General features: G+C 55.3%; 12 protein-coding genes. 5 read left to right on the top strand and 7 right to left on the bottom strand.

Annotated features, from left to right (window positions below):
* Nucleotides 1-152: 152 nt before the first annotated feature.
* From HXW73_RS02890 to HXW73_RS02875, 4 genes are all read right to left on the bottom strand, one after another.
* The gene (locus HXW73_RS02890; RefSeq protein ID WP_186254810.1) at nucleotides 153-656 is read right to left on the bottom strand and encodes a CIA30 family protein; all 504 of its coding nucleotides are present in this window, start codon (nucleotides 654-656) and stop codon (nucleotides 153-155) included.
* Nucleotides 657-746: 90 nt separating this feature from the next.
* On the bottom strand, nucleotides 747-2,195 hold the full coding sequence (eat, locus tag HXW73_RS02885; RefSeq protein ID WP_186254809.1) for an ethanolamine permease: 1,449 nt from the start codon (nucleotides 2,193-2,195) through the stop codon (nucleotides 747-749).
* A 151-nt stretch (nucleotides 2,196-2,346) separates the two neighbouring features.
* On the bottom strand, nucleotides 2,347-3,183 hold the full coding sequence (eutC, locus tag HXW73_RS02880) for an ethanolamine ammonia-lyase subunit EutC (RefSeq protein ID WP_186254808.1): 837 nt from the start codon (nucleotides 3,181-3,183) through the stop codon (nucleotides 2,347-2,349).
* Nucleotides 3,176-4,588: an ethanolamine ammonia-lyase subunit EutB gene (locus HXW73_RS02875; protein WP_186254807.1), complete on the bottom strand. Its 1,413-nt coding sequence runs from the start codon at nucleotides 4,586-4,588 to the stop codon at nucleotides 3,176-3,178. The genes eutC and HXW73_RS02875 overlap by 8 nt, the downstream gene beginning before the upstream one ends.
* 202 nt (nucleotides 4,589-4,790) lie before the next feature.
* On the opposite strand from HXW73_RS02875, the gene HXW73_RS02870 reads away from it, so the two are divergent.
* On the top strand, nucleotides 4,791-5,762 hold the full coding sequence (locus tag HXW73_RS02870; protein ID WP_186254806.1) for a helix-turn-helix domain-containing protein: 972 nt from the start codon (nucleotides 4,791-4,793) through the stop codon (nucleotides 5,760-5,762).
* On the opposite strand, the gene HXW73_RS02865 is transcribed toward HXW73_RS02870, so the two are convergent.
* The 3 genes from HXW73_RS02865 to HXW73_RS02855 form a co-directional block, all read right to left on the bottom strand.
* Entirely contained in the window at nucleotides 5,709-7,229 is a 1,521-nt protein-coding gene (locus HXW73_RS02865) for a putative bifunctional diguanylate cyclase/phosphodiesterase (protein ID WP_240538694.1), read from the bottom strand. The genes HXW73_RS02870 and HXW73_RS02865 overlap by 54 nt on opposite strands.
* 23 nt (nucleotides 7,230-7,252) lie before the next feature.
* Nucleotides 7,253-8,823 (bottom strand): IS3 family transposase gene (locus HXW73_RS02860; protein WP_446718977.1). Its coding sequence is split into 2 segments (ribosomal slippage): nucleotides 7,253-8,370 and nucleotides 8,370-8,823, totalling 1,572 coding nucleotides; the frame shifts between segments, so codons are not numbered across the junction.
* Nucleotides 8,824-8,855: 32 nt separating this feature from the next.
* Complete coding sequence (locus HXW73_RS02855) at nucleotides 8,856-10,217, bottom strand: GAF domain-containing protein (protein ID WP_186254805.1); 1,362 nt, start codon at nucleotides 10,215-10,217, stop codon at nucleotides 8,856-8,858.
* A gap of 464 nt (nucleotides 10,218-10,681) precedes the next feature.
* Between HXW73_RS02855 and HXW73_RS02850 the strand changes: the two genes are divergently transcribed.
* The 4 genes from HXW73_RS02850 to HXW73_RS02835 all read left to right on the top strand — a co-directional run bounded on the left by HXW73_RS02850 (nucleotide 10,682) and on the right by HXW73_RS02835 (nucleotide 13,607).
* Nucleotides 10,682-11,035, top strand: coding sequence for a helix-turn-helix domain-containing protein (locus HXW73_RS02850; protein WP_186254804.1), 354 nt, complete (start codon nucleotides 10,682-10,684; stop codon nucleotides 11,033-11,035).
* A 178-nt stretch (nucleotides 11,036-11,213) separates the two neighbouring features.
* Complete coding sequence (locus HXW73_RS02845) at nucleotides 11,214-11,834, top strand: class I SAM-dependent methyltransferase (RefSeq protein ID WP_186254803.1); 621 nt, start codon at nucleotides 11,214-11,216, stop codon at nucleotides 11,832-11,834.
* A 96-nt stretch (nucleotides 11,835-11,930) separates the two neighbouring features.
* Nucleotides 11,931-13,313: a PepSY-associated TM helix domain-containing protein gene (locus HXW73_RS02840; protein ID WP_186254802.1), complete on the top strand. Its 1,383-nt coding sequence runs from the start codon at nucleotides 11,931-11,933 to the stop codon at nucleotides 13,311-13,313.
* An 18-nt stretch (nucleotides 13,314-13,331) separates the two neighbouring features.
* On the top strand, nucleotides 13,332-13,607 hold the full coding sequence (locus HXW73_RS02835) for a TIGR03643 family protein (RefSeq protein ID WP_186254801.1): 276 nt from the start codon (nucleotides 13,332-13,334) through the stop codon (nucleotides 13,605-13,607).
* The last annotated feature ends 93 nt before the right edge of the window (nucleotides 13,608-13,700 follow it).

Here is a 13,700-nt window from a genome sequence, read left to right as displayed (position 1 = left end):
TACTACACCTCCCGAAAAAAATAAGCTGCTGGTATTTTTTATCTATCAAAAGCTTTACATGTGTAAAAAATCTGTAAAAGCAGGCTCAAATTAGCAGCATCGGTGAGGCAAGGCAATAAACTAATACAAATGGATGAGACCAGCCTAATCCTTTACAGATCCTGACGTAATGCATCTAGCCTAGCCACCTGCAAACAGAAGGGCCCGGCAGTGCGGTCGGCAATCAAAAAACCCACCTGGGTAATATCGGTTGGCTTGATAGGCGGCGCGTCGGTCAGCAGTGTGCCTCGACGGACGGCTTCGAAAGCCTTCCAGGAAAAATATAGGGTTTCCCAACTATCCTGGGCAGGGGTAAATTTCACTCGATAAGCAGAGGCATCGCCCAGGGAGGTGCTTTTAAGGCGCAGCTGGTAAGTGCGCCCATCGCCGCGTACGGTTAGCGCTATACCCTGGGCACCCGCCAGCGTTGATTCAAAATTGAGGGGCTCACGGCGAACGGAGGCAAAACCGCCCCCGTTTGCCAGCGATACCTCGCCACGAAAGCGCCCTTCACCGTCGACAACACTGAACTGGCTCTGGGATTGGCCGCCCATCACGCCATCATCAACGGCGTACCAGCGTTGCTGTTCACTGGGATCATGAAAGGTCAGCGTCATAAGACCACCTCGCAACGGCTCATTGGTAAGAAAAAGCCCCTGGCGCTATACCGCCAGGGGCTTGTCACAGTAGCCTAATCGTTGGCTTGCTTACAGCTTGGCAGCGTCTGCCGGTGTCGGTGTCGGTGGCAGCTCGTCTTCGTCTAGCTCCTCAGGCGATGCGGATACCAGCGCAAACTCCTCTTCGGCGGTTTTCGCGACCAGATGATTTTTGCTGTAAAGGAAGTAATAGGCCGCCCCGGCGATAAATAGCACGATAGTGTAGTTGAACGCGCGGGGGTCGAAGGCGTATACGCCCGTGAGCGCCACCAGCGAGAGCACTAACGCAATGCCTGAAGTCACTATGCCGCCCGGCGTTTTATACGGGCGCAGCAGGTCGGGCTGTTTTACCCGCAGCATAATGTGGCTCAGCGCCATCAGCGCATAGGAGATAGTCGCGCCGACTACGGCCATCCCCAGCATGAGATCACCCTCACCGCTGAGTGACACCAAGAAACCAAACACACCGGGGACAATCAGCGCTAGATAAGGCACTTTGCGCTCGCTGGTAAGCGATAGCGCTTTAGGTATATAGCCCGCACGGGACAGTGCGAAGACCAGGCGGCTATAGCCGTAGATAATCGAGAAAAATGAAGCGATCAACCCGGCCAGGCCCAATACGTTAACCAAGGTGGCAAGCATTGGGTTACCCGCTGCATTCAGCGCATCGACCAGTGGCACGCCGCTTTGGCCGATCATCTCGGCGCCCGCTGCCCCGGCGAGCAGCACCACCACTAACAAGGCGGTAAACAGCAGAAACAGCATCGCGCCGATAATGCCTTTGGGCATATCCCGGGCGGGGTCTTTGGCTTCTTCCGCTGCCAGCGGCACGCCTTCCACCGCCAGAAACAGCCACATGCCGAAGGGTAGCGCCGCCCAGATACCGTACCAACCAAACGGTATAAAGGTGCTCGCACCTGCGGCATCGGTGGGGGCAATATCAAACAGGTTGGCGGCGTCAAAATTGCCGATCAGTGCCACGGCGGTGGCAATAATGGCGAACACCGCCAAGCCACTAATCACCATCATGACTTTTAGCGCTTCACCCACGCCCGCCAGGTGAATACCAATAAACACAGCGTAGAAAATCAGGTAAACCAGCGGACCGTTAATGCCCAGTAACGACTCCACCGCAGCACCGATAAAAATCACAATCGCTGCTGGCGCCAGGGCGTACTCGATCAATACCGCAAGCCCCGTCAGATACCCACCGGCAGGCCCCATCGCCTGGCGGGCAAAGCTGTAGCCGCCACCCGCGGCGGGTATCGCTGCTGACATTTCCGCAAGCGATAGCACCAACGCCAAGTACATCAATGCCATCAAGCAGGCGGCAATCGCAAAACCGCCCCAGCCCGCCTCGGCGATGCCAAAGTTCCAGCCGGCGAAGTCGCCGGAAATAACGTAGGAAACCCCTAGCCCCGCCAGCAACATCCAGCCTGCAGTGCCTTTACGCAGTTGGCGTTTTGCCAAATACGCCTGATCAACGGATGGTTGTGTCATCGTTTTGCCCTCATGGTGTGGAACGAAAGTGTCGTCAGCGGCGTGCTGTGTTTAATGCTGCTTACTGCGTTCCATATTGTTATTGGAGAATTGTTACGTCGTTGCTTTTATACCTCTGTTGTTATACGGCTGTTGTCGTGCGCCAAGGTCGTTAATCGGCGACCAGAAAGTTGCGTATTGAACCGGGAGCGGCGTCGCCTTCCAGCACATCGTCTTCACTACGGTCTTTCAACTTGACGCCGGACAGCTTGAGCTGGCGGGCCTCTTTTAACAGCAGAAAGAAGCGCCGCGCGGCCTCCTCGATCTGCAAACCTGCCGGGCGCACGTTGGAAATACAGTTGCGGCGGTCATCTTTCAGCCCCGGTTCCGGCGCCCAGGTCATATACAGCCCCAGGCTGTCCGGCGAGCTTAACCCTGGCCGTTCGCCGATCATCACCAGCACGGCATCAGCGTTTAGCAGCGCGCCAATCTCATCGCCAATCGCTACCCGCCCCTGCTCAACAATGGTCAACGGCGCTAGCTGCCAATCAGCAGCATCGCTACTCATCATCTGATACAACGTGCTAAGAAATGGCGCGCTGTTCTGCTGCACGGCCAGCGCAGAGAGCCCATCGACAACCACTACCGCCAGGTCATAGCGCTGCTGCGACGCGGCGGCTTGCTGTAATTGCGCCCGAGTTTCATCGTTGAGGCGGCGGCCATAGTCAGGCCGTTGCAGATACATGGCGCTGTCTTGGGCATGGCTATGTAAGCGTATGGGTGCCTCTGATAAGTCCAGCGTTGCAGTTAACTCGGCGGCGAGCGCGTCGACATCCAGCGGGGTGTGAACGGCATCTTGAGCCTGGGCATGGGCGAGCTGAAAGGCCAGCAACTTGCTGGTCGGCAGGCTGACACCCGCGCGCCCCAGGCCAATACGCGCGTCGGTAAACGCATTTAGCCGCTCCCAGGGGTTTTCAACGACGATGGGCGATGTTGGCTTATCAACCATGGCGAGGCTCCTTGGGCAGGTGGCGCAGGCTATTGGCAAAGGCGGCCGGAAGCTGGTCATTTAACCGGTGGGTGCTGACATCCTGGAAAATCTGCATCTCTTCGAGCCAGCGCTCAAACTCCGGCGCCGCTTTTAGCCCCAGTACTCTCCGCGCATAGAGCGCGTCGTGAAACGAAGTCGTCTGGTAATTGAGCATAATGTCGTCAGAACCGGGGATACCCATGATGAAGTTGCAGCCCGCCACGCCGAGTAGCGTGAGCAGGTTATCCATATCGTTCTGGTCGGCCTCGGCGTGGTTGGTGTAGCAAACGTCGCAGCCCATGGGCACGCCTAGCAGCTTGCCGCAGAAGTGGTCTTCAAGCCCGGCGCGAGTGATCTCTTTGCCGTCGAACAGGTACTCAGGGCCGATAAAGCCCACCACGGTATTTACCAGCAGCGGATTAAACTTGCGCGCCAAAGCGTAGGCGCGGGCTTCGCAGGTTTGTTGGTCAAGCCCGTGGTGGGCATCGGCGGAAAGCGAGCTGCCCTGCCCGGTTTCGAAATACATCACGTTGCGCCCCACCGTGCCGCGATTAAGCGACTGGGCCGCTGCTTCGGCTTCTGCCAGGGTGCCCAAATCAAAGCCGAAGCTGCGATTGGTCGCTTCGGTGCCGCCAATCGACTGGAAGACCAGGTCGACCGGGGCGCCCTGCTCGATCGCTTCCAGGGTGTTCGTTACGTGGGTAAGCACGCAGGACTGGGTGGGGATTTGATACTTCTGAATCACCTCGTCCATCAGGCGCATCAGCTTGACGCTCTGGGCGACGTTATCGGTGGCGGGATTGATGCCGATCACTGCGTCGCCGCTGCCGTAGAGCAGCCCGTCAAGAATACTGGCGGCAATGCCGGTGACGTCATCGGTGGGGTGATTGGGCTGGAGCCTTGTAGAGAGCCGCCCCGGCAGGCCGATGGTATTGCGAAACGCCGTGGTAACCCGGCACTTTTTGGCCACCAGAATCAGATCCTGATTGCGCATCAGCTTGCTGACGGCAGCGGCCATTTCGGGGGTAATACCCTCTTTCACCTCCGCGAGTACCTCGCTGGTGGCATGATCGGAGAGCAGCCAGTTACGAAAGTCGCCCACGGTCAGGTGGCTGATAGGCGCGAAGGAATCGGCGTTATGGTCATCGATAATCAGCCGGGTGATCTCGTCGTCTTCATAGGCGATCAAGGCTTCGTTCAAGAAGGTGGCCAGCGGAAGCTCCGCCAACACCATCTGGGCCACCACCCGCTCTTCGGCACTCTCCGCCATCACGCCCGCCAAACGGTCGCCGGAACGGGGCGGCGTGGCTTTGGCCATCAGCTCGGCCAGGCTTGCGAAGCGATAACTGTGGCTGCCCACCGTGGAGTGATAGGTTTGTGCCATAGAGCGTTCCTTTTGGCAAAATGAGGCGCTACAAAAAAGCATCAAGGTACGAAACTTGCTTGTTTCTACTTTAGCGCTAACCCTTAATGGGAGGTATCGAGTTTTGGCAAACTCACCACATCTTCGATAACTTAAATAAAAACAAAAAGATGCATAAAAAAAAGAAATTAGCATCCTCAAAAAGCACAAAAAGGAGTTGATCATGGGCTCGTCTGGCAGTGCTCGCGCACCAAAAAGATGCATTCAGGAAGCATTTGATGCTGATGAGCACGCCAACAACCTGACGCGCTGGCAGCAGCAATACGACCAGTTAAGCCCCGGCCAATTTTACGGTCGACTGGATGAAATCGAGCTGACCTGTATGCAGGTGTTTAAAGAGCACACTTGCCAAGCGCTGCGTCAGGACTGCTGCGTGTGGCCCAACTCACTGTGGATTGGCATACCGCCATTAACGCGAGGATCGCGCATTAACGGACAGGCGCTGAATGTCGATGAGGTCATGTGTCGACCAGGCGGCCACGACTTTGAACTCGTCACCCCAGATGCGTTTGATATTTACGGTTTAGTGGTTGACCTGCCCACGCTAAACGCCGCCGCAGCGCTACAGGGCATTGCGCTGGATGAGCGATGGCAGCAAGTACCACGCCGCCATGTGGCACATGACACCCTGAGTGCCGTTACGTTTTTGCTGGAAAGGTTAGTGGTTAACCCGAAAGGCGCAATTGCGGATCAACTGCATCAAGATATTTTTTTGATGGCCCTGCTCGAGTTACTTCAGGCCGAAAAGCCGTGCCAGGAAGCACCACCGAGCTATGCACATCGAAAAGAAGTCGTCGACCGCGTTAAGCGTTACGTCGACGAACATCTGGAGGGGCCGGTCACCATGGAAGCGCTGTGTGAACTGACCCATGTCAGCCGGCGCACGCTGCAGTACAGCTTCACCACCATTCTTGGCATCAGCCCGCTGCAGTTTTTGCGCCTTACCCGGCTCAATCGGGTAAGGCGGGCATTACGGGCCGCCGCCCCTGACCAGTCGGTGACCGAGATTGCCACCTATTGGGGGTTCTGGCATCTGGGCCAGTTCGCCCATGACTACAAGCAACAGTTTGGTGAATGTCCCTCACAAACGCTGAGCGCCAACAAGCCAGCGTTCCGCAAATTGATCGGCGGGTAGCGGCCGGTCAAAATAGTAGCCTTGCGCCTGGGTACACCCCATCGCAAGTAGCGCTTCGGCCTGGGAGGCATGTTCAATACCTTCCGCGATCGTTTCGAGCCCCAGGGTGGTGGCCATGGCAATAATGGTCTCGACAATAACGCGGTCATTGTCGCTGGTGAGCATGTCGCGAACGAACGAAATATCAATCTTGATTTTATCTGCAGCAAAGCGCTTTAAATAGGCTAGCGACGAATATCCTGTGCCAAAGTCATCAATGGCCAACCCCAATCCTTGTTCTTTAAGGTGTTGGGTCATGGCAATGGCTTTTTCAGGATTCACCATGATACCGCTTTCGGTGATTTCCAGGCTGAGCATTGAGGCTGCCACCTGAAATTGCTGACAGTGGGCCAATAGTGTGGTTACCAGGTCGCCGTCTTCAAACTGGTCAGCCGCAATGTTGATCGCCAACTGCCCCGGTAGCCGCAGGCCCTGTTGGTACCAATGCGCCAGCTGCCGACAGGCTCCCTCAATAACCCAGTTGCCCAACGCCACTATCATGCCGCGCTCTTCGGCAATGGGAATAAATTTGCCGGGCGAGACGACACCCAGTTCCTCATCGTGCCAACGGCATAACGCTTCGGCACCGATTAACTTTCCATTGCGAAGGTCGACCTGAGGCTGAAAATGCAGACATAGTTTTTTTTCTGTGATGGCATTCGAAAGACGTTTGGCGATCTGCAGCTGCTCAGCGACTTCGCACTCCATCCAGGGCTCAAAGACACAAACAGACAGCTTTTGGCGTTTGGCTTGGTACATGGCAATGTCGGCATCCTTCAGAAGATCCAAAGGCGTTGCAGCATGCCGGGGGTAGAGCGAGATACCTACACTGACAGTGAGTTCGAAGGATTGCTGGTAAACGCTGAAAGGCTGCTCGATGCTCTCACATAATCGCCGGGCAGTTGCCAGTGCATCGGCCTCATCGCGAGCTGAGCAGACCACAACAAACTCATCACCGCCCAATCGAGCCAGATACTCGCTGCTCATCAATGATGCCGCCAAGCGATTTGCCACTTCTTGAAGGACGATATCCCCCAAATCGTGCCCGGCAGTGTCATTGATCTCTTTGAAATGGTTAAGGTCCAGAATTAACAGTGCCAAACCCGAGGTCTGCGTGTCGGCGAGCACATACTTGAGATAGCGCATGAAAGCCGCTCGGTTGGGCAATTGCGTCCCCGAGTCACTAAAGGCCAGTTGCCTTATACGGCTTTCATCTTGCTGGCGCTCCAGCTCAGAGGCTGCCCGGGCGGCAAATATCTGCAGCACATTACGCACGATCTCCACATCGGCCAGTGGCTCTTTGAACATCACGCCAATCAGCCCCATGGGTTGACCATGGCTATTATCCAACCGCCTCCCTACGTAACCGTTTACCCAACTCAGCGCCCCGTTCGTTTCACCGGGAAGCATGATGGCGGTGATTTTCAACCCAGTTGTCCAAATAGCTGCCTCTAAGCAGCCTGTTTATTACGCTCGACTTCCTGCAGCTTGCCAGGGTTGAGCGCTACCGAACCGGGTACTTCCCAGTTTCGTGTGTTGCCTGACCAGCGCTGTGGATGTCGGCGCTTAGCTCTTTCATAAACCGCTTTGCGATGCTCAAGACGTTCTCGGTCGGCACCTTGATGCCGATCAGCGGGCGTCACGTACCGAATGCCACTGTGCAGGTGCTGTTCGTTGTAAGCGCGTTCGAACGTCAGCATCCAGTCACGTACCGCGTTCAGCGATGCAAAGCCCTTTGTGGGCCACGCTGGACAATACTTGACGGTGCGGAACAACGCTTCCGAGTAAGGGTTGTCATTGCTCACTCTCGGTCGACTGTAAGACATCAACATCCCCAGCTCTGTTAACCTCGCTTTAAGCGTATAAGACGTCATCGGTGCGCCGTTATCCGAGTGCAGCACTGGAGGCTGGTGCCAGCAGCCTTCGCGCAATAAAGCGCGTTCCAGCAGGTGTTTCGCTAACTCGCCTGATTCCGCCTCGTGGACTTCCCAGGCGATGATTTTGCGACTGTAGATATCCATGATCAGATAGAGATACCAGTGCTGGCCACGCACAACGGAAGAGCAATAGCTGATGTCCCAGCACCAGACTTGGTTGGGTCCGGTTGCTGTGAAGCTCGTCGGCTCAGGCACTGGGCGGCGTGGCTTCATTCGCCCTCGATGGTGCTGCTGTTGGTGCTTTTTCAGTACCCGGTAAAACGACGACTCGGAAGCCAAGTAGACCCCTTGATCTGCCAGTAACGGCACGATCTGAGACGGTGGCAGGCTCTGATACTCGGAGCGATTGCAGGCACTCAAAATAGCCTGTTCCTCCTCGTGAGTCAGTTGATGCGGCTGACTGCCTTGTACCGCGTGTGGGCGCTGATCCTCAGCCACCGCGCCACACCCAGAACGCCAGCGTTTCAGCGTGCGCTCGCTCACGTCTATCATCGCCGCTGCTTGATAACGGGAAGCGCCCCCGGTGACCGCTTCATCAAACAACGTAATGAGCCTTGCACGTTCCTCAAGAGGCGTCAGTCGTCCTCGCCGCTGTTCGGGTCTTCGCCGTACAAGGCGTCGAGCTTTTTTGAGAGCACCAGTAACGATGTCGTTTCCGCTAGGGCTCTGTCTTTGCGACGCACTTCCGCTTTGAGCTGTTTGATCGTCTTACGGTCTTGTTTACGCTGCTTTTGTGCCGTTTTTTGCTGGTCTTCTTGTTGGCCAGCGCCCTGGAGACAAGCGGCTTTCCACTGTTGGATCTGCTCGGGAAACAGGCCTTTTTCGCGGCAGTAAGCACCAAGCTCTGTTTCTGACAGGGTGGCGGTTTCGATGACCACGGCAAGCTTGGCGTCAGGCGACCACTCGTTGTCGCTTTGGGTGTAACCCGGCACAGGCACTCCTTTTTCTCGACACTGTTTTAACCAACTATACAGCGTCGCGTCAGAGATGCCTTCTTCAGTGGCGACAGATACCACACTGCGATTATGGGGTGGCAACAACTTTTTCAGTACAACAGCTTTACGCTCTTTAGAATAACGTGGCACACGCGCTCCATGCCGCTCCCTCTGGATTTGATTTAGGCGATATCGCCAACCGGACAACTAGGCTGACAGAGGGGGATGGCGGCATCTTTATGAACAATGCACTCCTGTTCGACCATCACCTTGTGGCAAGGCACCCCAGGCAGGTAATAGGCAAAATTATCTTGAAGCTGGCCTTCTACGTAGAGCGTTAATGTACAAGCGAAATCAGCATCTTGTTCGTCCAACAGCGCAATAAACCCGACGTCTGCCGATAAGGCCTCGGCCATGTGCACCGTGAGTTGATGAAGAAACGCCTCGCCATTACTGGCGGAAACAGCCGTCGCAATTCTTGTCACCGCATGCTGAATACGGGCTTCCGCTTGTTGTTGACGACGGCTATAGATACCTAACGATACTTCATCAGCCAGCTCTTGAAGCAGTTGCATTTCATCGGCGTCAAGCATGCCAGGCTGTCGATGATAAAGCGTCATAACGCCGTACTGTTTATCAGTATACTGAAGCGGCAAGGCAACAACCTGTTCGGCTCCCAACACGCTGAGGGCCTGATTAACACCCGAGGGCAATGTTTCATCATTGGGGCGCTCAATGACGACAGGGCGATTAAGCTGCAGGGCTCTCTCAGCCAGCCCTTGGCAGTAACGGGAAATGAATAGCTGGGCAGGGCTCAACCAGGAAGCGGCCTCACCGTCTTCATCCGCCATCGCCTCTATGGATAAAGCATCGTCTGATGCAGCATCAGGCGTTAATGCGGTAACCCAGGCGCCCGCGTACCCGCCGACGCCAACCGCCAGGTTGCACGCCGCTTGCAACAACTGTTGTTCGCTACCGGTATGCATCAATAAATCGTGACGCCGGCTCATTAGCCGCAATGCGCGTTTTTTGCCGCGTAACCGTGCTTGAACGTTATCCTGGGAGAATTGGCGGGCAAGTTCAGCGCCCCCCAATGTCGCGGTGATCCGCAAGATGTCTTCAGCGTAGACAGGCAGTACCAGCGGAGACGAGTGCATGATGGCAAGTACTCCCAGGCAAGTACCATCGGGTGCTTGCATGGCGATGCCCCAATAGCCTTCAGCCGATAACTCATCCAACCGTGCGTCATTCGGGAAGCGTTCGTTTACACCCAACAGGGAGCGCCAACGGGATAGCGTTACGACCTGCTCGCAGGGTGTGCCTTTTAACGCGTGAGCATTTAGCTCGCCAATTGCCCCATGAGACCAGAAGGCCAAAGGCGTTGCGATACCACGCTGAGAATCAATACGTGACAGCAGCACATGGTCAACCCGCAGGATGTCCGAAAGTGCTTTTACAAGGTGATAAAAAAAACCGTTTTCACTGACTGAAGTCAAACTGTCAGCCAACTGCCTAAAAACCACTGGAGCCTTTGTAGAAGACATGATATTAACGCCTTGAAATCCGTCAGGTACGCCACGTCTGCTCGCCAAAGGCTATATACGGCTGCGGTGTGATCATCCCTGAACCATTCGCTAGTAGAGTAAACAACTTCATGTATTACGTCGTAAACCACGACCCGCCGCTTCCAACGGCAGGGCCTGCACCCGCTTTGTGCATAAATCTGCCTTTAGTTTGTCATCATCCAATGACCACTTACGGCTACTTATCAAAAATACTTAATTCGCTTTAATTTACCTCCAAAAAGCTAACTAAAAACACCCAATCTTATTATTACTTAAATGATCAAAAAAATTAATTTTACCATTTGCCGATTTTCTCGGCAGACGTTGCTATCAAAAACTCTCTATCTTGCTCTATATCAACCGAAAAAGTTGATACTCAACCCAAACAGTCCTTAATGTCAATAGGTTGATCCTCAACCATTTAGGTCTATACGGAGGACGCTGTGAACAAAACTGAACAGAAACGGCTGGCTAGCAACATTGGCAGAGCAATTGCCAAGCAGCGAATTCGCAGTCAACTGACCCAGGAAGAAGTGGCTGAACGATTGGGCATAGGCAACGAGGCTGTCTCGCGGATAGAGCGTGGGAGGGTGATCCCCAACATCGTTCGGCTGCTGGAGTTGGCGGAAATCTTCAACTGCGAGGCCGCATTGTTATTAGGGCAAGCCAGCTTTCACTTGGACGATCAGTCAAGCCGAGTAAAACATCTCCTGGCACCACTCGATACAAGTGATCGCCAACTATTACTTGATATTCTCGAGAACCTAACCAATCGTTTTAATAGCAAAAACAATTAAAACTAAAACCAGAAAAGACCAATAAAATATTAAAAAATAACATCACCCATATCTTTAAAAAATCACTTAATAAAGCTAAAGCAGGATCGAGCCCGCCCAAAGCCCCGCGCTTGTTGGTGACCTCACCTCATTCGTGCTATAGGTAACCGATCAACCCAGCATGTCAGTAGGGGCATTTATGCTCAACACCACCGCTTGGAACCGCATACGCTATACCGCCTATGCGCCCCTTTATGATGCCATTGCCAGTCGTGCTTTTCGCAGGCCTCGGCGTGTGGCGTTGGGCCAAGTGGACTGGGAACCTGGAATGCGTGTTTTACTGGTGGGTGCTGGCACTGGGCTAGACCTTCCTTTTATCCCCCGTGAGCTGGAAATTCATTTAACCGACCTGACGCCCGCGATGGTCAAGCGCGCCACTCATCGCGCCCATCGCTATCAGCGCGATGTTACTTGCCGCGTCATGGATGCTGAAGCGCTAACCTACCCAGATGAGCATTTTGATGTTGTGGTCATGCATTTACTGCTCGCTGTTATGCCCAACCCCCAGCAAGGTCTGGCCGAAGCTTACCGTGTGCTCCGGCCTGGCGGTCAGCTATGCGTAATGGACAAATTCCAGCCCGACGGCCAGCCAGCAGGGGCTAGTCGACGCCTCGTTAATATAGTGACGTCGGCACTCGCCACCGATATTACCCGCCAAGCTGAGCCACTGCTGACTCAGGCAGGCTTCCAGATCCGCCACGACGAACCGGTCCTGATGAACGGCTTGTTTCGTGCCCTGCTAGCCGCCAAACCAGAGTGACATGTTTTATTGCGACGCTATGTCACCCGGTTTTACTGGTGCCTGCCAATCCCCTCGCCTACCATGCGGGCTGATTTTTTTAATCCAGGTTCGACCATGGCTCGCCGTTCTTTATTCAGCAAACCGCTGGTGCTGTTGATCAGCCGGCTGCACTTTTATGTTGGCTTGTTTGTGGGCCCGTTCGTTCTTGTCGCGGCCCTTTCCGGCATTGCTTACGTGATCAACCCTGCGCTGGAAGCCTGGGTCTACCAGGACACATTACAGGGCACCCAGCAAGGAAACGTGCAGCCGTTAAGTACACAGATCGCCGCGGCCCAACATTATCTGGACAACGTCGCCTCCCCCAATGCGGTTCGCCCGGCCCCCGAGCCTTTCGATACCACGCGCATCATGTTCAGCGACCCGGCGCTTGGCCCATCTCAGCACAACGCCGTTTTCGTTGACCCCGTTACCCTCAATGTCACAGGGGAAGCCACAGTTTACGGTATCAACAGCATTTTACCGCTGCGTACCCAGATCGACCTGTTTCATCGCCAGCTTCTGTTGGGCGATACAGGCCGCCTGTACAGTGAGCTCGCTGCCTCCTGGTTATGGGTGATGGCACTCGGCGGCATCGTACTATGGTTAACCCGTAGACAAGCATTGAAAGCCACACAGGGACCGCACCGCCTGGCCAAGCGTCATGCCACGCTTGGCGTGGTATTGACCGCCGGACTATTGCTGTTTTCGGCAACAGGGCTTACCTGGTCGCAATGGGCGGGCGGCAATATTGCCGAGCTTCGCCATGCCTGGGGTTGGAGCACGCCCAGTGTCTCGACCGAACTGGCGGCTGGCGACACCACCCCACAGGACGAGCACGCCGAGCACCGGGGTCATACCCAAACCGCCAATACGCAAGCCCCTGCCATCTCACTGATTACCTTTGACCACGCACTGCACGCTGCGCGGCAGGCAGGGCTTGAAGCCAGCCGCCTGCAAATCAACCCGCCGATGTCACAAGGCCAGGCTTGGCGCGTCTCTGAGATAGACCGTCGCTGTCCGACCCAGGTGAATCAGGTGGCATTGCATCCACGCACAATGGCCGTTATCGACCGGACGGACTTCGCCACCTTTCCGTTGGCTGCAAAGCTGACGCGCTGGGGGATCGACCTGCACATGGGTTTACTCTTTGGGGTCATCAATCAGCTTGTTCTTGGCCTGCTCGCAGCGGGCATCGTGGTGCTAGTTGTGTGGGGCTATACCCTTTGGTGGCGACGGGTTTCCCGTGCAAGCGGGCACCACTTCCCCACCATCAGCGAACCCTGGGGATGGCTGCCGCCAGCCACAAAGCTTGGGCTTGCCAGCGTCGCCCTCACGCTGGGTATTGCGCTTCCGGTGCTGGGCGTCAGTTTGGCGGTTTTTGTTGGCATCGACGCTTTGCGCTGGAGCTCCATTAAACGCCGCCAATCGACGCGCACACGCCCTAACACTTCCCGTTGACTATAAAGAGGTATCGTCATGCCCAAAGCTGCTGTCAAACGCTTTCGCCGCCTGCCCGACGACGAACAGTCACGCATCATCGAAATGGCCTGGGAAGACCGCACGCCGTTTGAAGCCATTGAAACGCTCTATGGCCTTGCCGAGCCGGATGTAATCGAGGTGATGCGCCACCAGCTCAAACCGGCTTCGTTTCGCCTATGGCGCAAACGCGTCACCGACCGGGCGACAAAACATACCGCTCTGCGCTCGCCGGATGTCCTCCGCGGCTACTGTCCAACGCAATATAAGCGCTGATTGCTGCCCCTGAAGAGCTTGATGGAAACACCAGGAAAACAGATCTTTCTCTTGTCACTTCTTTATTGTTATATTATCACATAACATAAACCC

It is taken from the genome of Halomonas sp. SH5A2, assembly GCF_014263395.1.
Taxonomy (GTDB): domain Bacteria; phylum Pseudomonadota; class Gammaproteobacteria; order Pseudomonadales; family Halomonadaceae; genus Vreelandella.
The sequence above is the reverse complement of the archived record's forward strand: the minus strand, read 5'-3'. Positions and strand labels throughout refer to the sequence as shown.

Bases quoted from the DNA above. Each gene is read 5' to 3' on its own strand.
- HXW73_RS02870 (WP_186254806.1), top strand. From the start codon at position 4,791: ATGGGCTCGTCTGGCAGTGCTCGCGCACCAAAAAGATGCATTCAGGAA.
- HXW73_RS02835 (WP_186254801.1), top strand. From the start codon at position 13,332: ATGCCCAAAGCTGCTGTCAAACGCTTTCGCCGCCTGCCCGACGACGAA.
- HXW73_RS02840 (WP_186254802.1), top strand. From the start codon at position 11,931: ATGGCTCGCCGTTCTTTATTCAGCAAACCGCTGGTGCTGTTGATCAGC.
- eutC (WP_186254808.1), bottom strand. From the start codon at position 3,183: ATGGTTGATAAGCCAACATCGCCCATCGTCGTTGAAAACCCCTGGGAG.
- HXW73_RS02875 (WP_186254807.1), bottom strand. From the start codon at position 4,588: ATGGCACAAACCTATCACTCCACGGTGGGCAGCCACAGTTATCGCTTC.
- eat (WP_186254809.1), bottom strand. From the start codon at position 2,195: ATGACACAACCATCCGTTGATCAGGCGTATTTGGCAAAACGCCAACTG.
- HXW73_RS02890 (WP_186254810.1), bottom strand. From the start codon at position 656: ATGACGCTGACCTTTCATGATCCCAGTGAACAGCAACGCTGGTACGCC.
- HXW73_RS02845 (WP_186254803.1), top strand. From the start codon at position 11,214: ATGCTCAACACCACCGCTTGGAACCGCATACGCTATACCGCCTATGCG.
- HXW73_RS02855 (WP_186254805.1), bottom strand. From the start codon at position 10,217: ATGTCTTCTACAAAGGCTCCAGTGGTTTTTAGGCAGTTGGCTGACAGT.